The sequence below is a fragment of the Streptomyces sp. NPDC056883 genome (assembly GCF_042788835.1).
Lineage (GTDB): Bacteria > Actinomycetota > Actinomycetes > Streptomycetales > Streptomycetaceae > Streptomyces > Streptomyces stoeckheimensis.
Genome location: NZ_JBHUBS010000015.1, coordinates 115,800 through 137,496, shown reverse-complemented (window position 1 = coordinate 137,496; position 21,697 = coordinate 115,800). Strand labels below are relative to the sequence as shown.

25 protein-coding genes are annotated in these 21,697 nt (G+C 71.9%); 21 read left to right on the top strand and 4 right to left on the bottom strand.

Annotation, left to right across the window (positions count from 1 at the left end; all coding sequences use genetic code 11):
• Positions 1–26: 26 nt before the first annotated feature.
• Together ACFRU2_RS30645 and gap are read right to left on the bottom strand one after the other, a co-directional pair.
• A complete protein-coding gene (locus ACFRU2_RS30645) occupies positions 27–941 on the bottom strand; it encodes a pyridoxamine 5'-phosphate oxidase family protein (RefSeq protein WP_382978143.1) in 915 nt (304 codons plus the stop codon).
• 81 nt (positions 942–1,022) lie between these two features.
• On the bottom strand, positions 1,023–2,030 hold the full coding sequence (gene gap, locus ACFRU2_RS30640; RefSeq protein ID WP_382756757.1) for a type I glyceraldehyde-3-phosphate dehydrogenase: 1,008 nt from the start codon (positions 2,028–2,030) through the stop codon (positions 1,023–1,025).
• A 257-nt stretch (positions 2,031–2,287) separates the two neighbouring features.
• On the opposite strand from gap, the gene ACFRU2_RS30635 reads away from it, so the two are divergent.
• The 11 genes from ACFRU2_RS30635 to ACFRU2_RS30585 all read left to right on the top strand — a co-directional run bounded on the left by ACFRU2_RS30635 (position 2,288) and on the right by ACFRU2_RS30585 (position 12,308).
• Complete coding sequence (locus tag ACFRU2_RS30635) at positions 2,288–3,241, top strand: helix-turn-helix domain-containing protein (protein WP_382978140.1); 954 nt, start codon at positions 2,288–2,290, stop codon at positions 3,239–3,241.
• A gap of 104 nt (positions 3,242–3,345) precedes the next feature.
• Entirely contained in the window at positions 3,346–4,146 is an 801-nt protein-coding gene (locus tag ACFRU2_RS30630) for a class I SAM-dependent methyltransferase (RefSeq protein ID WP_382978137.1), read from the top strand.
• Positions 4,143–5,804, top strand: coding sequence for an AMP-binding protein (locus ACFRU2_RS30625; protein ID WP_382978134.1), 1,662 nt, complete (start codon positions 4,143–4,145; stop codon positions 5,802–5,804). Before ACFRU2_RS30630 ends, ACFRU2_RS30625 begins: the two co-directional genes overlap by 4 nt.
• An 82-nt stretch (positions 5,805–5,886) precedes the next feature.
• A complete protein-coding gene (locus tag ACFRU2_RS30620) occupies positions 5,887–6,555 on the top strand; it encodes a TetR family transcriptional regulator (RefSeq protein ID WP_382978131.1) in 669 nt (222 codons plus the stop codon).
• Positions 6,556–6,578: 23 nt separating this feature from the next.
• Positions 6,579–7,151 carry a CGNR zinc finger domain-containing protein gene (locus ACFRU2_RS30615; RefSeq protein ID WP_382978128.1) on the top strand — a complete coding sequence of 191 codons (573 nt, stop codon included), beginning with the start codon at positions 6,579–6,581 and terminating at the stop codon, positions 7,149–7,151.
• A 340-nt stretch (positions 7,152–7,491) separates the two neighbouring features.
• The gene (locus ACFRU2_RS30610; protein ID WP_382978126.1) at positions 7,492–8,019 is read left to right on the top strand and encodes a hypothetical protein; all 528 of its coding nucleotides are present in this window, start codon (positions 7,492–7,494) and stop codon (positions 8,017–8,019) included.
• Between the two features lie 98 nt (positions 8,020–8,117).
• Entirely contained in the window at positions 8,118–8,969 is an 852-nt protein-coding gene (locus tag ACFRU2_RS30605; protein WP_382978123.1) for a DUF4097 domain-containing protein, read from the top strand.
• Between the two features lie 66 nt (positions 8,970–9,035).
• Positions 9,036–10,052 (top strand): ATP-binding cassette domain-containing protein, encoded by a 1,017-nt coding sequence (locus tag ACFRU2_RS30600; RefSeq protein ID WP_382978120.1) that lies wholly within the window; start codon positions 9,036–9,038, stop codon positions 10,050–10,052.
• Positions 10,049–10,834 carry an ABC transporter permease gene (locus ACFRU2_RS30595; protein WP_382978117.1) on the top strand — a complete coding sequence of 262 codons (786 nt, stop codon included), beginning with the start codon at positions 10,049–10,051 and terminating at the stop codon, positions 10,832–10,834. The genes ACFRU2_RS30600 and ACFRU2_RS30595 overlap by 4 nt, the downstream gene beginning before the upstream one ends.
• 81 nt (positions 10,835–10,915) lie before the next feature.
• Positions 10,916–11,752, top strand: coding sequence for an alpha/beta fold hydrolase (locus ACFRU2_RS30590; protein WP_382978114.1), 837 nt, complete (start codon positions 10,916–10,918; stop codon positions 11,750–11,752).
• Complete coding sequence (locus ACFRU2_RS30585) at positions 11,745–12,308, top strand: TetR/AcrR family transcriptional regulator (protein ID WP_382978113.1); 564 nt, start codon at positions 11,745–11,747, stop codon at positions 12,306–12,308. The genes ACFRU2_RS30590 and ACFRU2_RS30585 overlap by 8 nt, the downstream gene beginning before the upstream one ends.
• A gap of 31 nt (positions 12,309–12,339) precedes the next feature.
• Here ACFRU2_RS30585 and ACFRU2_RS30580 read toward each other — a convergent pair whose 3' ends face one another.
• The gene (locus ACFRU2_RS30580) at positions 12,340–12,918 is read right to left on the bottom strand and encodes a TetR/AcrR family transcriptional regulator (protein WP_382978112.1); all 579 of its coding nucleotides are present in this window, start codon (positions 12,916–12,918) and stop codon (positions 12,340–12,342) included.
• A 90-nt stretch (positions 12,919–13,008) separates the two neighbouring features.
• Between ACFRU2_RS30580 and ACFRU2_RS30575 the strand changes: the two genes are divergently transcribed.
• Positions 13,009–13,455: a DUF1772 domain-containing protein gene (locus tag ACFRU2_RS30575; protein ID WP_382978110.1), complete on the top strand. Its 447-nt coding sequence runs from the start codon at positions 13,009–13,011 to the stop codon at positions 13,453–13,455.
• 142 nt (positions 13,456–13,597) lie between these two features.
• Complete coding sequence (locus ACFRU2_RS30570) at positions 13,598–13,765, top strand: hypothetical protein (RefSeq protein ID WP_382978109.1); 168 nt, start codon at positions 13,598–13,600, stop codon at positions 13,763–13,765.
• Positions 13,766–13,862: 97 nt separating this feature from the next.
• On the opposite strand, the gene ACFRU2_RS30565 is transcribed toward ACFRU2_RS30570, so the two are convergent.
• The gene (locus ACFRU2_RS30565) at positions 13,863–14,879 is read right to left on the bottom strand and encodes a helix-turn-helix transcriptional regulator (protein WP_382978107.1); all 1,017 of its coding nucleotides are present in this window, start codon (positions 14,877–14,879) and stop codon (positions 13,863–13,865) included.
• A gap of 297 nt (positions 14,880–15,176) precedes the next feature.
• On the opposite strand from ACFRU2_RS30565, the gene ACFRU2_RS30560 reads away from it, so the two are divergent.
• The 8 genes from ACFRU2_RS30560 to ACFRU2_RS30525 all read left to right on the top strand — a co-directional run bounded on the left by ACFRU2_RS30560 (position 15,177) and on the right by ACFRU2_RS30525 (position 21,601).
• Positions 15,177–15,371 carry a hypothetical protein gene (locus ACFRU2_RS30560; RefSeq protein ID WP_382978105.1) on the top strand — a complete coding sequence of 65 codons (195 nt, stop codon included), beginning with the start codon at positions 15,177–15,179 and terminating at the stop codon, positions 15,369–15,371.
• 170 nt (positions 15,372–15,541) lie between these two features.
• Positions 15,542–16,528 (top strand): LLM class flavin-dependent oxidoreductase, encoded by a 987-nt coding sequence (locus tag ACFRU2_RS30555; protein ID WP_382978102.1) that lies wholly within the window; start codon positions 15,542–15,544, stop codon positions 16,526–16,528.
• A 198-nt stretch (positions 16,529–16,726) separates the two neighbouring features.
• Entirely contained in the window at positions 16,727–17,821 is a 1,095-nt protein-coding gene (gene mpaB, locus ACFRU2_RS30550) for a daptide biosynthesis RiPP recognition protein (protein ID WP_382978101.1), read from the top strand.
• Entirely contained in the window at positions 17,821–18,648 is an 828-nt protein-coding gene (gene mpaM, locus ACFRU2_RS30545; RefSeq protein WP_382978098.1) for a daptide-type RiPP biosynthesis methyltransferase, read from the top strand. Before mpaB ends, mpaM begins: the two co-directional genes overlap by 1 nt.
• Positions 18,648–19,955, top strand: coding sequence for a daptide-type RiPP biosynthesis aminotransferase (gene mpaD, locus ACFRU2_RS30540; protein WP_382978095.1), 1,308 nt, complete (start codon positions 18,648–18,650; stop codon positions 19,953–19,955). Before mpaM ends, mpaD begins: the two co-directional genes overlap by 1 nt.
• Positions 19,952–21,157, top strand: a complete 1,206-nt coding sequence (gene mpaC, locus ACFRU2_RS30535) for a daptide-type RiPP biosynthesis dehydogenase (RefSeq protein ID WP_382978092.1) — start codon at positions 19,952–19,954, stop codon at positions 21,155–21,157. The genes mpaD and mpaC overlap by 4 nt, the downstream gene beginning before the upstream one ends.
• Positions 21,158–21,240: 83 nt before the next feature.
• Positions 21,241–21,390, top strand: coding sequence for a daptide-type RiPP (locus tag ACFRU2_RS30530; RefSeq protein WP_274553450.1), 150 nt, complete (start codon positions 21,241–21,243; stop codon positions 21,388–21,390).
• A gap of 64 nt (positions 21,391–21,454) precedes the next feature.
• The gene (locus tag ACFRU2_RS30525; protein WP_243336478.1) at positions 21,455–21,601 is read left to right on the top strand and encodes a daptide-type RiPP; all 147 of its coding nucleotides are present in this window, start codon (positions 21,455–21,457) and stop codon (positions 21,599–21,601) included.
• Positions 21,602–21,697 lie beyond the last annotated feature (96 nt).

The following is a 21,697-nucleotide window of genomic DNA, read 5'->3' as shown; positions in this document are numbered from 1 at the left end:
GGGACGGCGCGGGGGCTGCGGGGGTTTCAGCCCCGCGCCGGTGCCGGCGGGTTGTAGGGCGAGGGACCGTTGAACGCCCAGCGCAACCGGGTCGCCCCGTCGATCTGCACCACGCGTTCGATGTCGAACTCGCACATCCGCAGGGCTCCGGGCACGTCGGCCCGGTCCCCCTCGGCCCAGTTGATCCGAGCCTTGCCCGTCAGTTGCAGGGTGTGGCCGGACTCCCAGTCCAGGAAGAGCAGTCCGCAGTTCTCGTTGAGCTGCAGATTGCCCAAGGTCATGTAGAAGGAATTGCCGAAGTAGTCGGGCCAGACGAGCTTGCGCGGTCCTGCCACCTCGACGAAGCCGGGGTCGCCGCCCCGGTGCGAGGAGTCCGCGCCGTAGCCGTCGGCCTGACTGGCGATGAAGAAGGTGTCCGCGCCGCGGATCCACTTCTCCTGCTCGGGCGTCAGCGCGTCGCCGTCCCGGGTCTCCCGGGTCGCCGATGCGGGCCCGTCCGCGACCGGGACCCGTACCTGGAGGTACTTGGGGCAGTTGCCCAGGACCTGCTCGGTGCGGATGCGGAGGGAATCCCCTTCGCGCCGCGCCACGCCGTTGATCCGGATCCGGGTCGTCGTGTGCGGTTCGAGGGCGAGCAGCCCGATGTCGGCCGTCTCGGCGAAGGCTTCGGCGAGCGGATCGCCCGGCACGGGCAGGGAAGACAGCGTGATCGTGCGCCGGCTCGTGGGCAGGGCGAAGCCGGGGTCGCCCGTGACCAGCGAGGACCACATGGCGCCCGTCGCGTCGGCGCCGCCCAGGAAGAGCATGCGCTGGCGCATCAGGTACTGGTCGAAGCCGGGCTGGATCACGTCGTCGAACATCGGCGATCCCCAGCCGGGACCGCCTTCGCCGGCCTGCTTCTGGACGGCCTGTTCACCCTCGTGATGGGGGGTCTTGATCACGGGAATCGGGATCCTCCGGTCGGGACGGGCGCCGCGGCCGACGGGGTCGCCGTCGGCGGGCGCCCGTCTACGGGGCGCCGGTCAGCGGGCGCCGATCAGCAGGGCGGTGTCCACGACACGGTTGGAGAAGCCCCACTCGTTGTCGTACCAGCCGACGATCTTGACCTGGCGGCCGTCGCCGATCACCTTGGTCAGGCCCGAGTCGAAGATGCACGACGCGGGGTCGGTGACGATGTCGCTGGAGACGATCGGCTCGTCGGTGTACGTGAGGATGCCCGCGAGGGGGCCCTCGGCGGCCTTCGCGAAGATCTCGTTGACCTCCTCGGCCGTCGTCGCGCGGCCGACGCGGACGGTGAGGTCGGTGGCGGAGCCCGTCGGGATCGGCACGCGCAGCGCGTACCCGTCGAGCTTGCCCTTGAGCTGCGGGAGGACCAGGCCGATCGCCTTGGCGGCGCCCGTGGTGGTCGGCACGGTGTTCGTCGCCGCCGAGCGGGCGCGGCGCAGATCGCTGTGCGGTCCGTCCTGGAGGTTCTGGTCCGCGGTGTAGGCGTGGACCGTGGTCATCAGGCCGTGCTCGATGCCGAGCGCGTCGTCGAGGACCTTGGCGAGCGGGGCCAGGCAGTTGGTCGTGCACGAGGCGTTGGAGACGATGTCGTGCACGGCCGGGTCGTAGAGGTCGTCGTTGATGCCGAAGGCGATCGTCAGGTCCTCGTTCTTCGAGGGCGCGCTGATGATGACCTTCCGGGCACCGGCCTCCAGGTGGGCGCGCGCCTTGTGCGCGTCGGTGAAGACGCCGGTGGACTCGATGACGACGTCCACCTCCAGCTCGCCCCACGGAAGCTTCGCGGGGTCGCGCTCGGCGGTCACGCGTATGGTGCGCCCGTCGATGACGAGGTTGCCCTCGACGGCCTTGACCTCGTGGCCGAGCTTGCCGAGCGTGCTGTCGTACTTGAGCAGGTGGGCCAGCGTCGCGGCGTCGGTGAGGTCGTTGACGGCGACCACCTCCAGGCCGGTGCCCCGCTGAAGGGCGGCGCGGAAGAAGCTGCGGCCGATGCGGCCGAATCCGTTGATGCCGACCTTGATCGTCACGTGATACCCCTCGTTCGGAAACTACATCCATGACCGCACGTGAAGCCGCGTTGTCCGGCCAGTCCTCGTCCTCAACTGTACCGGGTGACGTGTGGGTTGGCTTGCGTAAATGCGCCTGTTCATGGCCTGTTTACGCATGAAAGTCGAGGTGTGGCCCAGCTGATTGGAACATCTGATGGCGATCGAGTACCTGCATGAAGGTATGTTTCTATGGGCCTGCTTGTCATGACACGACGCTTCCCGGAGCGAGGAGAACGATGGACATGCTGCCCCTCCGCGTGCCGAGCGCATTCGTGCCGGACCGCAGTCCAGCGCTCGCCGCACCCGCCACCTGCACGGCGCGGGTCATCCGTACCCACAACGAGTCCGTGTACGGGACCACCGTGCGCCGCGAGTTCGGAGACGTCACGATCTCCCTCGTCACCGGGGAGGCCCACGAGGCCGTACGCCCCGGCCGCCACATCCGCCCCGACCCCTCCGAGTCCCTGCGGGTGTTCCGGGCGCTGGCCGGCGAGATCCACGTGCACCAGGACGGCCGCCGCGGCCAGGCGAGCGGCCCGCAGATCATCTGCTGCGACACCAGCCGTCCGTACCGCCTCGTGCTGCCCCGGCCCTTCCACCTGGTCGAGGTCCAGCTGCCGCACCGGCACCTCGGCATGTCGGCCGGCGACACCGCCAAGCTCACCGCCACCGGCTGGTGCGGACGGATGGGCGCCGGCGCCCTGCTCTCCCAGCTCCTCGCCGGACTCCACGACCACGGCACCGAGATCCATGCAGCCGTCGACCGGGTCGGCGCCACGGTGGCGGGCCTGACCGCGGCCGTCCTCGCCGACCGGCTGCGCAACGTCGCCGCCGAGGACGAGGTGGCCCGGCACGACCTGATGCTGGGCATCCAGGCGTACATCCGCGCACGGCTCTCCGACCCCGACCTCACCCCGCAGGCGATCGCCGAGCACCACAACGTCTCGCTGCGCTACCTCCAGCGGATCTTCCAGGAGCAGGGGACCAGCCCCGCCCGGTGGATCCGGGACGAGCGCCTCGCCCGCTGCCGGTCGGAGCTGCGCGACCCGCGGCTCGAACACCTGCCCGTCGGGGTCATCGGCGAACGGTCCGGCCTCTACCAGGCCTCGCACTTCAGCCGGCTCTTCCGCGACCGGTACGGCCTCACCCCGCGCGGCTACCGGACCATGCGCGAGGCCGTGTCCACGTAGAGCCCGTGTCCACCCAGAGGCCGTGTCCACGCAGGGGACCGCCGCCGAGCACTGCCGAGCACTGCCGAGCACCGACGACCGACGCGCACTGACATCCGAGGAGGATGACGGATTTGACCGGCACGAGCTTCGAATTCCCCGGTGAGTACTACGAGATCATGCGGAAGGACTTCCGCAACCTCGACGCCGAGACGGAGTTCCTCGCGTCCCTGCTCCCCGACGCGGGCACCGTACTCGACCTGGGCTGCGGCACCGGCTCCAACCTGCGCGCCCTGCGCGAGCGCGGCCACCGCGGCACCGGAGTCGACCAGAGCGCCGCGTTCCTGGAGTACGCCCGGGCCGCCGGCGACGAGGGCATCTCCTACGTGGAGGCCCGCGCCGAGGAGTACCGCACCGACGAGCGCTACGACCTCGTGTACAGCCTCTTCATGACGCTGAACTACCTGAATCGGGCCCAGCTCCCGGCCGTCCTGCGCTCCGTCCGCGAGCTGCTGAACCCCGGCGGGCAGGTCGTCCTGGAGTTCGGCCACCTGCTGAACTTCGTCGACTCCTTCCAGCCCAACAGCATCGGCCACCACCGCCGGGAAGGGGTCCTCATCACCCGCCTCGCCCGCCAGTTCATCAACGCGCACGCCGCGAACTGGCGCAACGAGGAGACCCTGCTGGTCCGCACCGCGGACGGCACGGTCGCCATGTACGACAACTTCTTCGATCAGGCCGTCCTGACCGGGCCCGAGGTCCGCGAACTGCTGGCCGCGGCGGGACTGACCATCACGGCCGAGTACGGCGGGTTCCGCAAGGAGCCCGCGCCCTTCCACGGCCGGGGCCCGCTCGTCATCGTGGCCACCGCGACCCCCGCCGACTCCGCGTCCGACACCGCTCAGCAAGAGGAGAACCAGGCATGACCGGCACCGGCATATCGCTGCTCGACGGCGGGCCCGCCCCCGAAACCGGCGTCGCGCACCTCGGCGCCGCCCTCGTCCGCGCCGTCGCCGAGAGCGAGGCCGACGGACGCGGGGTGACGTACATCCGCGCCGACGGCACCGAGGTCCACCAGAGTTACGCCGAGCTCCTCGACGACGCCTCGCGCGTCCTGGCCGGCCTGCGCGCCTCCGGCGCCGCGATCGGCGAGAAGATCATCCTGCAGTCCGCGGACGACGCCGACCTCCTCTCCGGCTTCTGGGCCTGCATCCTCGGCGGCTTCCTGCCGCTGCCCGTCAGCGCCGACGCGGTCAACGGCCCCGGCCTGCTGGAGCGCGTCTGGGCCGGCTACGGCCGCCCCCGCGTCCTGACCGGCACCGGCCAGGAGATCGCGCCCGCCACCGCCGCCGACGCCGGCTGGACCGCCGCCCACCTGGGTGACGTGGCGAGCCTGCGCACCGCCCACGAGCCGGACCTCGCCTGGCACGAGCCGGACGCCGTGGACCCGGCCGTCCTGCTGCTCACCTCCGGCAGCACCGGCGTGCCCAAGGCCGTCACCCTGACCCACCGCAACATCCTCACGCGCAGCGCGGCCACCTCCCGCGTGAACAAGCTGGACGCGGACACCCGCACCTTCAACTGGATGCCGCTGGACCACATCGGCGGCCTCGTGATGTTCCACGCCCGCGACGTCTTCCTCGGCGCCGCTCAGGTCCACGCCAAGATCCAGTGGGTCCTGGAAGACCCGCTGCGCTGGCTCGACGCCGTCTCCACCCACCGGGCCGACACCACCTGGGCGCCCAACTTCGCCTTCGTGCTCGTCAACGACCAGGCGGACCGCTTCGAGGGCCGCGGCTGGGACCTCAGCCCGCTGCGCTACATCATGAACGGCGGCGAGGCCGTCCGCTCCGGCGTCGTACGCCGCTTCCTGGACCTGCTGGCCCCCTACGGGCTGCCCGCCACCGCCATGTTCCCCGGCTGGGGCATGTCCGAGACCACTGCCGGCGTGGCCGACTGCCAGTTCACCGAGGCCGCCGCCGGCGACGACCGCTACGTGCCCGTCGGCCGCCCGCAGCCCGGCACCCGCATCCGCGTCGTCGACGAGCACGGCGCCCTCGTTCCGTGGGGCGTCACCGGCCGCCTCCAGGTCACCGGTTCGACCATCACCTCCGGGTACTACGACAACCCCGTGCAGAACCGGCAGTCCTTCACCGAGGACGGCTGGTTCAAGACCGGCGACCTCGCGTACGTGGAGAACGGCATCCTCACCGTCACCGGCCGCACCGACGACGTCATCCAGCTCGGGGAGATCGCCTACCACGGCCACGAGATCGAGGCAGCCGTCGAGGAACTCGACTTCATCGAGCCCTCGTACACCGTCGCCTCCCTGGTCACCGCCGAGCCCGGCGGCACCGAGGAACTCGCGGTGTTCTTCAGCCCGCGAGCCGGCGCCATCACCGGGGAACAGGGCGAGCGGATCCGCGAGCGGGTCCGCGAGCGGCTGGGCGTCGACGTACCGCACCTGCTGCCCGTCGACCGGTCCGAGATCCCCAAGACCGGCATCGGCAAGCTCCGCCGCGCCCAGCTCCGCAAGAGCTTCGAGGACAGCCTGGCCTCCGTCCCGGCCGGCACCGCGGCCTGATCGTACGGGTGGTGCGGTTCGGGCGGGCCCGCCGGCACCGCACCACCCGTACGTCTCCATCCCCTACGCACGAGGAGCGCCCATGGCGCAGCAGGAGCGAGCCGAGCGGACGCGCCGGGCTCTGATCAACGGTGCCGCCAAGGCCATCGACCTCTACGGCTACGAAGGGGCCTCGCTCGCCGTCATCTGCACCGCCGCGGGAGTGACCAAGGGCGCCTTGATGTACCACTTCCCCGCCAAGGACGACTTGGTCAGAGCCGTGCGCACCGAAGCCCGGCAGTCGATCGTGGGCGCCCTGGGCGCGCTACCGCACCGCGGGATCCGGCCCTTGCAGGCCGCCGTCGACATCACGCACGCGGTCGCCGGGCGGCTCGGGCACGACCCCGTCGTACGGGCGGGCGCCCGGCTCACCCGGGAGTTCGTGCACTACCCCGACGGCAGCGTCTCCTGGACCGACGCCGTCCGCGAGGAGCTGGCCGACGCCCTGTCCGGAGCGGCCGACCCCTGGGGAACGGCCGCGCAGCTCGTGTACTCACTGATCGGGATGGACGTGTGCCTGCGCGCGGAGGAGGGCCGCCCGTGCCGTTCCTGCGGGCCGCTGCGCGGGCACCTGACCCGGCTGTGGCAGCTGATCCTGCCGGGGATCCTCGCGGCGCCGCAGGCCGTTGAGCTGTACCGGGCCGAGGGCTCTTCGCCGTACTGCGCCTTCGCGGCCGTGCACCAACCCGTGCGCCTCGGGCCGCGGGGGTGAGCGTGGACCGAGCAGGAACGGCCGTGGCGACGAGCGTGCCCGATCCGCGTCCGCTGACCGGCGAGCCGCTCAGCCTGGACCTCCTCAACACCCTCTGGCACGACCGGTACGGCCGCTACGACCTGCTGGACTCCACCGCCGGCCTCGCGTGCTGGCTGGCCGGGTCCCGGGCGGCGGCCGCGTACGCCGGCGGCGAGCTGCGGGCCGACCGGACCACCCTGACCGCCGTGCGGGCCGCCCGCACCGCGCTGGCCGGTGTGGCCGGGCGCGCCGATGCGGGGCCGATGGCGCTCGACGCCTTCAACCGGCTGCTCGACGCGGGCCGGATCCGTCGGCTGCTCACGGCCGCCGGGCCCGTCGAGCGGCTGGAGGCGCCCGACTCGGGGCGTCTGCTCGGGTACCTCGTGGCGGCGGACTACCTCCGGCTGCTCAGCACCGCGCGGGACCGGGTGCGCAGTTGTGCCAACCCGACGTGCGGGTTGCTGTTCCACGACGTCAGTCGCAACGGCACCCGCCGGTGGTGCACGAGCACGGGGTGCGGGAACCGGGCGAAGGCGGCCCGCCACTACGCCCGCCGGACGGCCTCCACGGCCTGACGCCTGGCCCGGCCCCGGCCCGGCTGCGGGATGTGCCGCTGCGCGGGGCGGAGTCCCCTACCCGCCCTTCCACCGTTCCCCGGGCTCCGCCCGGACCCGTCCCCGGGTGCGGCGCCGTTGCCGGGGGCCGGCCCCCGGACCCCCGCTCCTCAAACGCCGGAGGGGCTGAGTTTCGCTGGTGTGGCCCGCGCGCGTTCAGGCTGGCGCCGGCTGGTGTCACTGTGGCGCAGGATGGTGTCATCGCCCTGACCAGCGTGTTTGTGTGCGGTGACACCGCCGGGCGGCCAAGTGGTGCCACATTGGCTCGACATGGCGCCATCCCTGTGCCATGCTGTGCGACATGGACCTCACGCCCTACGTCACCACCCTCCGCCAAGAGCTCGCCGTCGCCGCCGAGGCCGGCGGCGACGAAGCCCGCAAGCTGGCCGAGAGGCTCACCGCTCCCCTGGAGTCGGCCACCCGGCTGACCCTGCTCAACGTGCTCTCCGCCGCGATGGACGAGATCACCCGTGAACTCGCCCCCGGTTCGGTCGACGTACGGCTGCGGGGGCTCGACCCCGAGTTCGTGGTGACGGTGCCGGCCGGCGAGAGCCACGCCCCCGCGGAGCCGGCCTCCGCCGCTCCGTTCGCCGAACCGCTCGCGCCGCACGCAGCCGCCGACGGCGACGAGGGAGGCACCGCCCGCGTCAACCTGCGCCTGCCGGCCCACCTCAAGGCCCGCGCCGAGGAGGCGGCGAGCCGCGAGGGGCTGTCGGTCAACGCCTGGCTGGTGCGCGCCGTATCGGCCGCGGTCGACGGCGGCGCCCGGCCCCGTACGGCGGAGAAGTCCCAGAGCGTGGGACAGAGCTTCACGGGCTGGGTCCGTTAACCCGGCTCCCTCACCCCACCCCACCGCACCGCATCAGTTCGCCCACACCACGTCCCACCAGCGGGGACGCCCGGAAGACCCAAGAGGACGGGACAGCCATGCCTTCTTTCGACACCTCCGAAGCGATCTCGGTCACCGCACACGTGGAGGCCGGTTCCATCCAGTTCACCGCGGGCGACCGCAGCGACACCGTCGTCGCGGTGCAGCCCCGGGACCCGAAGCGCGACAAGGACGTTCGGACCGCCGAGCAGACCGAGGTCACGTTCGCGGGCGGCGTGCTGACCGTCAGGACGCCCAAGTCCAACCCGTTCGGCAAGCCCGGCATCGTCGACGTGACGGTCGAACTGCCCACGGGTTCGCACGTCGACACGACCGGCGCCTGGACCCAGGTGCTCGGCGAGGGCCGGCTCGGGGAGGTCCGGGTGAAGACCTCGTCCGGCGACGTCCGCCTCGATACGACCGGCCCGCTCAAGCTGACCGCGTCGCACGGCTCGATCACCGTGGACCGGGCCGAGGGCGCGACCGAGATCACCACCAGCTCCGGCAGCCTGCGCCTCGGCTTCGTCGACGGCCCCGCCGTCCTGAAGAACTCGCACGGCACCACGACCGTCGGCGCCGCCATCGGCGAGCTGCGGGTGAGCGGTGCCAACGGTGACATCGAGATCCGGCGGGCCGAGGACTCGGTCACCGCCAAGACCGCCCACGGAACCCTGCGGGTGGGCGAAGTCGCCCGCGGCACCGTGGAGCTGGAGACCTCCTACGGGGCCATCGAGGTCGGCGTCCGCGAGGGTACGGCCGCCTGGCTCGACGTCAGCTCGGGCTCCGGCCAGGTGCGCAACACGCTCACGGCGTCCGGGAGCCCGGAGGGGAGCTCGGACACCGTCAAGGTCCGCGCCCGGACGAAGCACGGCAACATCGACGTCCGTCGCGCCCAGGCCTCCGGGGCCTGATCAGGCCCTTACCGGGCCACCTGCTCCTTCCCCCCCCGTCACTTCAGCCTCCGAATGGAGGGCCTCATGCCTTCTTCTGTCATGTCCACATCACATCGAGGCGGTCACCCGTCTCCGGCAGCCGTCTCCACCGCCGGTCTGCGCAAGTCCTACGGGGACAAGACCGTCCTCGACGGCATCGATCTGACCATCCCGGCCGGGTCCGTGTTCGCACTGCTCGGCCCCAATGGCGCCGGCAAGACCACCATCGTGAAGATCCTGTCCACGCTCATCACCGCCGACGGGGGACAGGCTCAGGTCGCGGGCCACGACATCGCGGCCTCCCCGGGCGGGGTGCGGGCGGCGATCGGTGTGACCGGGCAGTTCTCGGCGGTCGACGGGCTGATCACCGGTGAGGAGAACATGCTCCTCATGGCGGACCTGCACCACCTCTCCAAGCGGGAGGGGCGGCGGATCACCGCCGAGCTGCTGGAGCGTTTCGACCTCACCGACGCGGCGAAGAAGCCGGCTTCGACGTACTCCGGTGGCATGAAGCGTCGCCTCGACATTGCGATGACGCTGGTGGGTGATCCGCGGATCATCTTCCTCGACGAGCCGACCACCGGGCTGGACCCGCGCTCCCGCCACAACATGTGGCAGATCATCCGCGGGCTGGTCTCGGGCGGTGTGACGGTCTTCCTCACGACGCAGTACTTGGAGGAGGCCGATCAGCTGGCGGACCGGATCGCGGTGCTGAACGACGGCAGGATCGCCGCCGAGGGCACCGCGGAGGAGTTGAAGCGGCTGATCCCCGGCGGGCACGTACGGCTGCGGTTCTCCGACCCGGCCCTCTACCGAGTTGCGGTGGCAGCGCTCGGCGAGTCCATCCGGGACGACGAGGCGCTCACTCTGCAGATTCCCAGCGACGGCAGCCAGCGCGCGCTCGGCTCGCTCCTCGGCCGGCTGGATGCGGCCGGCATCGAGGCGGACGAACTGACCGTGCACACCCCGGACCTGGACGACGTGTTCTTCGCCCTGACCGGCACCGACCCCCGCCCCAGCCAGTCCAGCCTGCCTGCTCAGTCCAAGGAGAACGTCCGATGAGCACTCTCGCCCTCGCCGTCCGCGACTCGTCCACGATGCTGCGCCGCAACCTCCTGCACGCGCGCCGCTACCCGTCCCTGACGCTGAACCTGCTGCTCACGCCGATCATGCTCCTGCTGCTCTTCGTCTACATCTTCGGCGACGTGATGAGCGCGGGCGTCGGGGGCGGCGGCCGCTCCGGCTACATCGCCTACCTGGTGCCGGGCCTGCTGCTGATGACCATCGGCAGCACCACCATCGGCACCGCGGTCTCGGTCTCCAACGACATGAGCGAGGGCATCATCGCCCGCTTCCGAACCATGGCGATCCACCGCGGAGCCGTGCTCATCGGGCACGTCGTCAGCAGTGTGGTGCAGTCGATCGCGAGCGTGGTCTTGATGGGCGCGGTCGCCGTGGCCATCGGCTTCCGCTCCACGGACGCTACCGCCGTGGAATGGCTGGCGGCCTTCGGGCTCCTCGTGCTGTTCGCCCTGGCGCTGACCTGGATCGCCGTCGGCATGGGGCTGATCAGCCCGAACGCCGAGGCCGCCAGCAACAACGCGCTGCCGATGATCATGCTGCCGCTCCTGTCCAGCGCCTTCGTCCCGATCGAGGGGATGCCGGGCTGGTTCCAGCCGATCGCCGAGTACCAGCCCTTCACGCCGGCCATCGAGACCCTGCGCGGACTGCTGCTCGGCTCTGAGATCGGCGCCAACGGGTGGATCGCGGTCGCTTGGTGCCTGGGTCTCGCGGTGCTCGGGTACTTCTGGTCGGCCGCGAAGTTCAACAGCGACCCGAAGTAACCGAGCAGGGGTTGACCATGCAGGCTAATGCCATTAGCTTATGGGCAACAGGTATTAGCCATCACTTCCGGGGGACGGGTCATGACGGAGTTTCTGAGCACCGACGGCGGGCGGCTCGCGTACGAGGTCACGGGTGAAGGCCCGCTGGTCGTGCTCGCCCACGGCATGGGCGACAACCGCGCGGCCTACCGCGAGACCGCATCCCTCCTCGTCGCCGCCGGGTACCGCGTCGCCTCCACCGACCTGCGTGGACACGGGGAATCGAGCACCGGCTGGGCCTCGTACACCCGTACCGACGTGGCGGGCGACCTGCTCGGCCTGATCCGCCACCTCGGCGGACCGGCCGTCATCGTCGGCCACTCCTTCGCCGGCGGCGCCGCCACCATCGCGGCGGCGCAGGAGCCCGCGCTGGTCGACGCGATCGTCGAGATCAGCCCGTTCACCCGTGCCCAGAAGATCGACTTCGGCGCCCTCGGATCCAATGCCCGCTACCGCAAGGGCATGCTCCTGCTGATGGGCACCGGCATCCTGCGCAGCGCCGGCCTGTGGAAGCGCTACCTCGACCACGCCTACCCCGGCACCCGCCCCGCCGCTCATGCCGCCCACCTCGCCGCGCTCGACGCCGACCTGGGCCGACCGGGCCGGATGGCCGTCCTCGCCAAGATGGGGATGTCCGCCCCCACCGACGCGGGCGCCCGCCTCGGCGAGGTCCGGTGCCCGGCGCTGATCGTCGAGGGCACCCTCGACTGCGACTGGGCCGACCCGGCCGCCGAGGGCGCGGCCATCGTCGCCGAACTGCCCGAAGGTCGCGGGCGCCTCGCGATGATCGAGGGCGCGGGGCACTACGCCCACGCGCAGTTCCCCGCCGAAACCGCTGCGGTCATCGTGTCCTTCCTGAAGGAGGCCGCCCGTGCCTAGGGCCTCGCTCTCGGCCGGTGCGGTGGTCGACGTCGCGCTGCGCCTCGTCGACGCGCAGGGCCCGGCGGGCCTGACCCTGTCGGCGGTGGCCGGCCTGGCGGGCGTGGCGACACCCTCCCTCTACAAGCACGTACGCAACCTCGCCGAGCTCCGCGACCTCCTGTCGGAGCGGATCATGAACGAGATGACGGACGAGATCGGCGTGGCGGTCATCGGCCGCTCCGCCGACGAGGCGATCCGGGCGTTCATGACGGCCTGGCGCGGCTACGCCCTGCGCCACCCCCACCGGTACGCGGCCCTGCTGCACAGCCCCGAACCGCGGACGGCCGAAGCCGGGGAACGGCTGATCACCATCCTCTTCGCCACCCTGCGCGCCTACGGCCTGGAGGACTCCGCGGCCGTCCACGCGGCCCGCTGCCTGCGCGCCACCGCCCACGGCTTCGTCTCCCTGGAAACCGGCGGCGGCTTCGCCCTGCCCGAAGCCCTGGACGAGAGCTACGCCCTGCTGACGCACATGGTCGTCGCGGGCCTGCACGCGCCGCGCACCGACCGCTGATCCCCGGCTGCGTGCCCGACGGGCCGGTGTCTCAGACGATGGCGAGTCGGTCCACCAGCAGTTCCACCCTGTGCGCGGCGTCTGCGGGCGGCAGCCGTCCCGCGCGGGTCAGGGTGGCCAGGCCGTGCAGGCACGCCCAGAACGTTTCGGTGAACAGTCCCGGGTGGACGCCGTCCCCGGCGACCTCGCCGAGGGTCTCCAGCAGCGCGGCGAAGGCGTCCTTCAGGGGCTCGGGGGTGTCCTCGTGCGCGAACGCGAGGCCGCCGTCGAGCTGGAACATGGCGTCGTAGACCGCCGGGTTGTCTTCGGCGAAGCCGAGGTAGGTGCGGGCGAGGGCGGCGACCCGTTCGCGCGGGCCGTCCGCACCGGCGGTCGCGGCCCGCAGTGCCGTGGCCATTTCGGAGGCGCCTTCCAGGGCCACGGCGCCGATGATCTCGCGCTTGCCCCGGAAATGGCTGTAGAGGACGGGCTGGCTGTACTCGATGCGCTCGGCGAGCCGGCGGGTGGTGACCGCGTCCCAGCCCTGCTGCTCGGCGAGTTCGCGGGCCGTCGCCACGATGAGGTGCTCGCGGACCGCCCGTTCGCGCTGCTTGCGTTCTTGTACCGACATGATTCGATCCTAGCACTGCTAGACAGTCGAGCGGCAGCAATGTTAGCGTTGCATCATCACCTAGCAACGCTAGCTCCAGGAGGGGTCGCCATGCTCGACGCACTCGAGGTATTCACCACCGTGATCGTCGGCGTGATGGTGGGGGTGGAGTTCTCCGTCGCCTTCGTCATGAGCCGGATCCTCAACGCACTCCCCGACGACAGCCGCCAACTCGGCCATGCCCATGGTGGCCGGATGCTCGGCGCCGTGATGCCGGTCTGGTACATCGGCTCGCTCGTCCTCGTCGCGGTCTGGGCCATCGCCGGATGGGACCACCACGGCACCGGCCTCGTCGTCACCGCCGGCGCACTGCTGATGCTCAGTGTGGTCATGTCGATCCTGCTGCTCGTCCCGATCAACAACCTGAACAAGACGTGGACCCCCGAGAACCGGCCCGCCGACTGGAAGCAGCAGCTGCACCGCTGGGAACGCTTCCACTACGGCCGCGTCGCCGTCATCGTCGCCGCCTTCAGCCTGCTCGTCACCGCCCTCGCCTGACGCCACCGCCGCTCCGGTATGCGCTGGTTCCGCAGCATGCTGCGAGCCGGAATGCAGGAAGCTGCACCCGCAACGGGGCCGGGCGGACGGGCCCCGCTGTCAGAGTGGAATGGCCATCCCCGCTTCCGAAGGAGCCACCACCATGGCCCAGCCCCAGAAGAACCCGCTCGCCGTCACGACCGGTGTGCTGATCGCCCTGCTGGCCTCGTCCACCGTGCTGTTCGACGGCACCGCGCGGTACGTGGTCATGGGTGTGCTCGCCGTCGGCGTGCTCTCCTGCGCCCGCGCGCTCCAGCGGTCCCGCGCCTAACCATGGCCGTCTTAACCGGCTTAGGCGGAGTCCGCGAAGGGGGAGCACCTCCGACGCGGACTCCGTGCTTACCGGGCGGCCGCCGTGGCCGCCCCGCTCAGATCCAGCCGCGCTCCCGCGCGAGCAGCGCCGCGTGGAACCGGTTCGACGCGTCGAGCCGGTGCATCAGCGTCGCCACGTACTTGCGGTACGTCCGCACCGAGATGCCCACGTCCCGCGCCCCGTTCTCGTCCTTGTCGGCCGTGCACAGCGACTCCAGGATCCGCCGCTCCAGTTCGGTCGGGCGCTCGCCCGACACCGCCGGCCCCTCCTCGTCCGCCGCCGCCGGTATCTCCTGGGCCTGCCCCCACATCCGGTCGAAGAGGGACACCAGCGTGGTCACCAGGCCCGGTTCACGGGTCAGGAGCGCTCCCCGCTTGCTGTCGGAGGGGTCGATCGGCGTCAGCGCCGCCGCCCGGTCGAAGATGAGGATGCGCTCCAGGTCCAGGCGGGACACCCGTACCTCCGCCCCCTTGCCGACCAACTCCCGCAGGTACGCCATCGTGGCCGGATCGTCCAGCGCGGCCGCCCCGAACAGGCTGCGCATCCGGATGCCGCGCCGCAGGATGCGGGCGTCGGCCGGCCGGGAGGTCTCGATGATCTCGGGCCGCATCACCCCCGAGGGCCAGGTGGTCATGGACTCCGACCGGGTGAAGAAGGTCAGCTCGTCGATGGCCGCCCGCACCTGTTCGATGCCCATCAGCCGTTCCATGGGGGGCCGGTCCGCCCCCGCGATCGCGTCCGAGGTCGTGGCCGCGTCCCGTTCCGCGAGCAGCGAGGCCACGATCGCGTCCGCCGCCGCCTTCGTCTCCAGCTCCTGGCGCATCCGCGCGAGCCGGGCATCGATCAGGTGCTGCACCGCCTTGGCGGGACTGACCGGGCGCAGCAGCCCGTCGGTCATCGCGGCGAGACCCAAGGCCGTGGCCCGTTCCCGCAGGACGCGTACCGCTTCCTCGTCCAGATCGGCGTGCCGCACGAGCTGTTCGGGATCTGCGCCACCGCTCCTGAGCAGGACGCGGTAGAAGCGTTCGTCCTCCGGATCGATATCGAGAAACGCCAGATCCGGATCCCCCATGGATTCCCCCAACGCCGTGGCCGGTCATTACCTGGCCTAGATCTACCTGTTACCCCGGGTCGAGGCTACGGCAATGATCCATTCCGCTTCCGGGTCCGGGCGCCCGAGGGGGTCGCGGACGGTGCAGTAAGTGACCTCGCAGAACGCAGCAAGCTGCGCGTGACAGCCCTCGAACGGAGCCTTTCCGAACGGCAGAGTTGTGGTCACAAGGAGCCGCCGGGAAAACACCGGAGGCCACCGGAACCGGGCGGGAAAGAGCCGGGTCCGGGACGGACCGCAAACCAAGGGGGAACCACCGTGATGAAGCGCCTCAGCGTCACTCTCGCCGCCGCCGTCCTGATCGGCCTGGCCGGTGCCGGCACCGCCAACGCCGACGCCCCCGCCCCGCTTCCCACCCCCGGCACCCAGGTCTGCGCGCCGATTCCGGCGGGCCTCCCGCTCCCCGGTGTCTGCGTGATCATCCCGGGCCGCGACACCCACAACTGGGACTAGCACCTCCTCCCGGAGGTCCTTCCGGAAGAGATCGGCACATGATCTCCGACCGGGAATTCCCCCGGTGGCCCGTTCCCACGATATTCGATCTTCCTCGCCCGTTCCGATCTTCAATCATCCGGCTCCCGGAAAAGAACTTCCGGACCCCGAGCACAAGGAGAGAAAGTCCGATGACCGCCTACTCGGTGCTCGTTCCCTTCGTCCCGAGCCGCCCGGAGCAGCTCCTGCCCTTCGCCGGGCTCGTCCACTGGACCGGGGCCGAACGCCTCTGGCAGGGACAGAGCCTGGTCACCGAGACCCACCAGGCCTTCGCCCACGCCGCCGGCGCCGGATTCAGGGTCCCGGTCGGGCTCGGAGTGACCCTGATGCCGCTGCGCCACCCCACGGAGGCCGCCCTCCAGGCCCGTTCGCTCGCGCTGATGACCGGCTCGCCGGTCCTCGCCGGGTACGGGCCGGGAGCCCCCGCCGTACAGAAGGCCCTGCTCGGAGCCCCGTACCGGAGCCCGCTCACCGCCGCCCGGGAGTACCTGACCGCGGTACGCGCCGCCCTCGACGGTACGGACGCGGTCCTGGAGGGGGAGTACCTGCACCAGGAGGCACTGCTCCCGCCGGTGCCCGGACCGCCCGTCGAGATCGGGCTGGGCGTCCTGCGCCCCGGCATGGCGAGGGTGGCCGGAGAGGTGGCCGACGCGGCGATCTGCTGGCTGACCCCGGCCCGCTACCTGGCCGACACGATCGTGCCCGAGGTGACCAAGAGCGCCGAGAGCGCGGGCCGGCCGGCGCCCAAGGTGGTGGCCATGGTGCCGATCGCCCTGGCGGCGCCCGACCGGGATCCCGTACGCCTCGCCCTGGCCTCCAACCGGCACCACCTGAAGGCGGCGCACTACCAGGACATGCTCCGGCGCGGCGGTGTGGAACTCCCCGCCGCCACCGGCTCGGAGGCGGAGGACGAGAGCGCGCGGGGCGCGGCCCTGGTCGCCGGCGACGCCTTCCTCTACGGGGAGCCCGCCGAGCTCCTCGCGAAACTCGAAGCCTTCCGCGAGGCGGGCGTCGACGAGATCGTCCTCAACGTCACGGGCGTGGCCCAGCTGTACGGCGCCCAGGCGGCGAGCCGTGAACTGCGCACGCTGCTCACGGTCCTCGGACTCGCCTCCTGACCGGAGGCGTCCCGGCACCGCCGCCCGCAGCTCCGTAGCTCCGTAACTCCCGGAACCCGCGTACCGCCCGGACCTCCGCTCGTCGGCACCCCCTGCCCGCTCGCACCCCTCGGACTTCCGGCCGCCCCGGCCGATCCCCCTCCAGCTCCGCGTCATCAGGCGCCCGCGTCCACCCACGCACTCACGTTAGGCATGTTCATGACACTCACTTCGGTCAAGGCCCACGCCTTGCAGTGGGGCACCGGACGCCCCCTGGCCGCACTCGCCCCCCGCCCGCCGTTCACCGCGACGGTCGTCCTGGAGGACGCCGCCCACCTCGACGCCCTGCTCGGCAGCGGAGTGGCCGGCCCCGGCACCGTCGTCCTGGTCCCCGGGGACGAACCGACCGCCGAGCCCGAGCCCCACGAGGCCACCGGCGCCCAGGTCATCGTCTGGCAGGGCTCCCTCGGCGAACCCGGCGCGGAAGCCGGCCTGCACCCCGACTTCTACCTCCAGGTACAGGCCTACTCGATCACCCCCTACCTCTCCGTCCTCGGACCCACCCTGGTCCGCATCGTCGAGGAAGCCGACTTCCAGGCCTTCCTGGAGGACGCCGACCGGGCCCTGAACGACGGCGAGTTCTCCGCCTTCCTGACCCACCCCTCGGTCCAGCTCGCCGACCTCGGAGCCCTCGGCGGCAACGGCGACGGCGACGGCCCGGCCCTGCGCCTCTACGTCGCCGCCGACGGAGCCGTCAGCGTCGCCCCCGGCGCCGCGTCCCTCGGCCCCGTCGGCACCCCCGCCGCCGCACTGCACCGGGCCTGGGAGGACTCCACCGGCGCCCTGGCCGGCGTGCTCGACGAGGACCTGCGCCGCGAGCAGCTCGCCGCCCGCCCCTGGATCTCCCGCTACCTGGCCGCCGTCGGCGCCATCCGCGAAGCCGTCACCCGAGGCCTCGAACACCCCCGCGTCTCCGGCTTCGGTGGCCGCCTCGTCCCCGCCCTCGCCGGCCACGCCGTCCCTCAGGACACCTCCGGCGACACCCCGGTGCTGCTCTTCAACGCCGAGCAGGCCCTGATCCACCACCCCGGGGACCGCCGCACCATCGCCCTCTCCCTCGACGCCGCCCAGGCCGCCGAAGCCCTCCTCGTCACCGGCACCGCCCAGGCCGCCGCCGACTACGCCGACCCGGCCACCGTCGACGCCGTCGCCGCCTACTTCTCCGGCATCGGACTGCCCCTCACCGAGTCCGCCGCCCCCCGTACGGCCCCCCGCACCGCCACCCCCGACGCCACGGAAGGAGCGACCCGCTGATGGGCGCCATGCTGCTCAGCCCCGCCGCCGCGGGCACCGGCCTGACCGGCCGCGCCGCCGAGGCCGTCGCCGAACTCGGAGACCGGGCCGTCCTGTGCGACCTCTACGACGAGGCCGGCGCCCCCGTCTACCACGACATCGCCGGCACCACCCCGCACGAGGTCCGCGAACTCCTCTCCACCCTGCGCCGCATCCCCGGCCCGGTCCTCGACCTCGCCGCCGGCTCCGGCCGCCTGACCTTCCCCTTCCTGGCCCTCGGCCGCGAGGTCACCGCCCTCGAACTCTCCGGCCACATGATCGGACTGCTCCGGGAGAGGCTCGCCGCCACCCCGGCCTCCCTCCAGGGACGCTGCACCCCCGTCCAGGCCGACATGAGCGACTTCTCGCTCGGCCGCCACTTCGGCGCCGTCGTCCTCGGCACCACCTCCATCTCCCTCCTCCCGCCGGAGGCCCGCCCCGGCCTCTACCGCTGCGTACGGGAACACCTGGCGCCCGGCGGCAGGTTCCTGCTCACCACCGTCGAGGTGGACGCCGCCGCCGACGGCAGCGACGAGAGCGAGATCCTCGCCCCCGGCGAGATCACCGGCCGCTCCTACCGGATGATCGAACAGTGGACCTCGGGCAACAGCTCCCGCACGGTCACCGTCATCCCCGCGGACCCGCCGGCCGAAGGCCCCGTCCACGTCGCCACCACCACCATCGGCGTGATGCCCGCACCGCTGCTGGTCGCCGAGCTCGAAGCCGCCGGCTTCGCCATCCGCTCCACCACGCCCATCCCCGGCGGCGGCCGCCACCACGACGTCCTCCTGGAAGCCGAGGCCCTGTGATGACCACCGCCCTGCCCACCCTGACCGGACGGGACGACGAGACTCCCGACCACGGCCACCCGGCCCTGTGGACCTCCCTGCTCCCGCCCTCCGCCCACGGCGACGACGGCATCTGCGCCGTCTCCGCCGAGGGGATGTACGTACGGTTCGCCGACGGAAGCGAACTCCTCGACGGCGACTCGGGCCTGTGGAACGCCAACCTCGGCCACGGCAACCGGCACATCGCCGAGGCCTGCCACCAGGCCCTGCTCAACGCCTCGTACCTGAGCGTCTTCCGCTACGAACACCCCTACGCCCGGCAGGCCGCCGAGGCCCTGGTGGAGCTCTGCGGAGCCGACCACTTCGCCCGCGTCCTCTTCTCCACCTCCGGCGGCGCGGCCAACGACCTGGTCATGAAGACCGCCCGGCACTACCACGCCCTGCGCGGCGCCGAGAAGCGCAAGATCATCGTGGGGCTGCGCGGCAGCTACCACGGCCTGACCTTCGGCGGCTTCGCCCTCACCGGCGAGAACCTCGGCCAGCAGGTCTACGGGGTCGACCAGCGCCTGGTGCGCCACGTCACCCCCAACGACCCGGCCGACATCGAGAAGCTGATGCGGGCCCAGGGCTCCCAGATCGCGGCCGTCGTCGTCGAACCCGTCCTCGGCAGCGGCGCCGTCCCCCTCACCGACGAGTACCTCCAGACCCTCTTCCGGCTCCGCGAGGAACACGGGTTCCTGCTCGCCGCCGACGAGGTGGCCACCGGATTCGGCCGCACCGGGTCGATGTTCGCCTCCCAGCTGTGGAGCGAACGCCCCGACCTGCTGGTCACCTCCAAGGGCCTGACCAACGGCACCTGCGCGGCCGCCGCCGTCATCGTCTCCCGGACGATCGCCGACGCCTTCCGCGAAGCCGACGCCACCTTGACCCACGGCGAAACGCAGGCCGGCACCCCCGTGACCTGCGCCGCGATCATCGCCACCATCGAGGAGATGCGCCGCCTCGACGCCGTCTCCCGGGGCCGGCGCGCCGCCGAGACCCTCGGCGCCCACCTGGACCGGCTCGTCGCCGAACACCCCCTCTTCGATTCCCACGACGGCCGCGGGCTCTTCCGCTCCCTGCGCATCGTCACCGCCGACGGCGAACCCCTGCCGCAGGCCCGGGTCCTCGACCAGATCACCGCCATCCGGGCGGCGGGCGCCATCGTCCACGCCGGCGTCCACGGCATCCAGATCATGCCGCCGCTCACCGCGACGGACGCCGAGATCGACGCCCTCATGGAAGCCGTACGGACGGGCGTGGAGAGTTTCGCGGGAGGAACCCGGTGAACATCGCCTGGTCCGGATCCACCCGGCTGCTCATCGGCCCCGAAGGGCTCAGCGACTGGCTGGCGGACTTCGACGACGCCCACCCGGCAGCGGGGAGCCGTCCCGTCACCGCCCTGCTCCTCGACCCGGCCGTCGCGAACTCCCGCATCACCGCACTGGTGACCGCGGAACTGGACCGGGCGGGACACACCACCCACACCATCGTCCCCGACGGAGACGGAGGCCCGGACGAGATCCTCGCCCTGGCCCGCGCCACCGCGGACGCCGGACTCGTCGCCGTCATCGGCGGCGGAGCCCTCCTGGACCGGGCCAAGCTGCTGTCCGTGGCCCACGGGGACGAGCGGGCCCGCGCGGCCCTGCGCACCACCGGCCGCAGCGGACTGCTCACCCTGGACCCGCGCACCCGCCGCACCCGTCCGCTGCTCGCCGTACCCACCACGGTCGGTACCGGATCCGAACTCAGCCGGGTCGCCTGCCTGCCGCACAACAGCGGCAAACGGCTCGTCATGGGCGACGCCCTCGCCCCCGACGCGGCCCTGCTGGACCCGGCCGCCACCGAGACCCTGCCCGGCGAGCTGCTGATCGAAGGAGCCCTCGAAGCGGTCTTCCGCACGGTGGGCCCCTACGTCGGCAACCTGACCGACCGAGCCGTCGAGGACGCCCTCGCCCAGACCGCCGCCACCCAGCTGGTCCGCCTCGGCGGAGCACTGGCCCGGCAACTGGCCGACGGGCAGGCCCCCGACGCCACGCTCCGCACCGACCTGGCCCGGCTGAGCGGACTGACCCAGTCCACCTGGCTCTGCTACGGCAGGGACCTGTTCAGCACCGAGGGCTGGATGATCGCCAACGAACTCTCCAGCGCCCTGGGCATCCGCAAGATGACCGCCGTCGCGGCCATCCTGCCGGCCCTGTGGCGGGCCGTCCTCGCCGGCGACACCCGGCTCGGCTCCGCCGCCCGGCTGCGGGGGATCTGGGAACTGCTCCGCTCGGCCGACAGCAGCGGCGACCCGCTGCCCGCCGAGCCGGTGGCGGGGATCAGCGCCCTGATGAACCGCTGGGGCATCGTCCGCGACATCGCCGTCACCCCGCAGCTGCTCGACGCGGTGGCCCGCAGGACCGTACGGGCCTGGGGCGCCGGCCTCCCGATGCTCGGCGGCCTGCGCGCGGCCGACGTCAACGCCCTGCTCAGCGAAGCGGCCTGAACTCCCGCTCCGCACCCACAGACTTCCGCGCCGGCTCGGCGCGGGGACCGCACCACCCCACCTCTCACGGAAGGAAAACCGTCATGGACAACAACACGTTCGAGAACGTTGCCGCCGATGTGAACCACCTGGAGCTCGGCCTCCAGGAGCTCGAGGTCATGGAGGCCCCGGGCTGGTGGACGACCGGTGGCGTCGTCGTCGGCATCTCCCTCGTCTCGGTGGTCATGACCTGATCCGACCCGGATCAGCGCCACCCGCTCCACCCCCTCGTACACCCACACACAGAAGGAGTCAGTCATGAACGAGAAGTTCGAGGCCCCCGCGGCCGACGTGAACCACCTGGAGCTCGGCCTCCAGGAGCTCGAGGTCATGGAGGCCCCGGGCTGGTGGACCACCGGCGGTGTCGTCGTCGGCATCTCCATCGTCTCCATCGTCGCCACCTGATCCACCCGCACCACTCACGTACCACCCACTACTCGACACACGAAGGAGAACAGCCATGAGCGAGCAGATTCTCGACAACGCGGCGGTCGTCGCGCA

Coding starts and splice junctions, on each gene's coding strand:
- ACFRU2_RS30635 (WP_382978140.1), top strand. CDS start 2,288: ATGGACATGCTGCCCCTCCGCGTGCCGAGCGCATTCGTGCCGGACCGC.
- ACFRU2_RS30630 (WP_382978137.1), top strand. CDS start 3,346: ATGACGGATTTGACCGGCACGAGCTTCGAATTCCCCGGTGAGTACTAC.
- ACFRU2_RS30625 (WP_382978134.1), top strand. CDS start 4,143: ATGACCGGCACCGGCATATCGCTGCTCGACGGCGGGCCCGCCCCCGAA.
- ACFRU2_RS30620 (WP_382978131.1), top strand. CDS start 5,887: ATGGCGCAGCAGGAGCGAGCCGAGCGGACGCGCCGGGCTCTGATCAAC.
- ACFRU2_RS30610 (WP_382978126.1), top strand. CDS start 7,492: ATGGACCTCACGCCCTACGTCACCACCCTCCGCCAAGAGCTCGCCGTC.
- ACFRU2_RS30605 (WP_382978123.1), top strand. CDS start 8,118: ATGCCTTCTTTCGACACCTCCGAAGCGATCTCGGTCACCGCACACGTG.
- ACFRU2_RS30600 (WP_382978120.1), top strand. CDS start 9,036: ATGCCTTCTTCTGTCATGTCCACATCACATCGAGGCGGTCACCCGTCT.
- ACFRU2_RS30595 (WP_382978117.1), top strand. CDS start 10,049: ATGAGCACTCTCGCCCTCGCCGTCCGCGACTCGTCCACGATGCTGCGC.
- ACFRU2_RS30590 (WP_382978114.1), top strand. CDS start 10,916: ATGACGGAGTTTCTGAGCACCGACGGCGGGCGGCTCGCGTACGAGGTC.
- ACFRU2_RS30580 (WP_382978112.1), bottom strand. CDS start 12,918: ATGTCGGTACAAGAACGCAAGCAGCGCGAACGGGCGGTCCGCGAGCAC.
- ACFRU2_RS30575 (WP_382978110.1), top strand. CDS start 13,009: ATGCTCGACGCACTCGAGGTATTCACCACCGTGATCGTCGGCGTGATG.
- ACFRU2_RS30570 (WP_382978109.1), top strand. CDS start 13,598: ATGGCCCAGCCCCAGAAGAACCCGCTCGCCGTCACGACCGGTGTGCTG.
- ACFRU2_RS30565 (WP_382978107.1), bottom strand. CDS start 14,879: ATGGGGGATCCGGATCTGGCGTTTCTCGATATCGATCCGGAGGACGAA.
- ACFRU2_RS30555 (WP_382978102.1), top strand. CDS start 15,542: ATGACCGCCTACTCGGTGCTCGTTCCCTTCGTCCCGAGCCGCCCGGAG.
- mpaB (WP_382978101.1), top strand. CDS start 16,727: ATGACACTCACTTCGGTCAAGGCCCACGCCTTGCAGTGGGGCACCGGA.
- mpaM (WP_382978098.1), top strand. CDS start 17,821: ATGGGCGCCATGCTGCTCAGCCCCGCCGCCGCGGGCACCGGCCTGACC.
- mpaD (WP_382978095.1), top strand. CDS start 18,648: ATGACCACCGCCCTGCCCACCCTGACCGGACGGGACGACGAGACTCCC.
- ACFRU2_RS30530 (WP_274553450.1), top strand. CDS start 21,241: ATGGACAACAACACGTTCGAGAACGTTGCCGCCGATGTGAACCACCTG.
- ACFRU2_RS30525 (WP_243336478.1), top strand. CDS start 21,455: ATGAACGAGAAGTTCGAGGCCCCCGCGGCCGACGTGAACCACCTGGAG.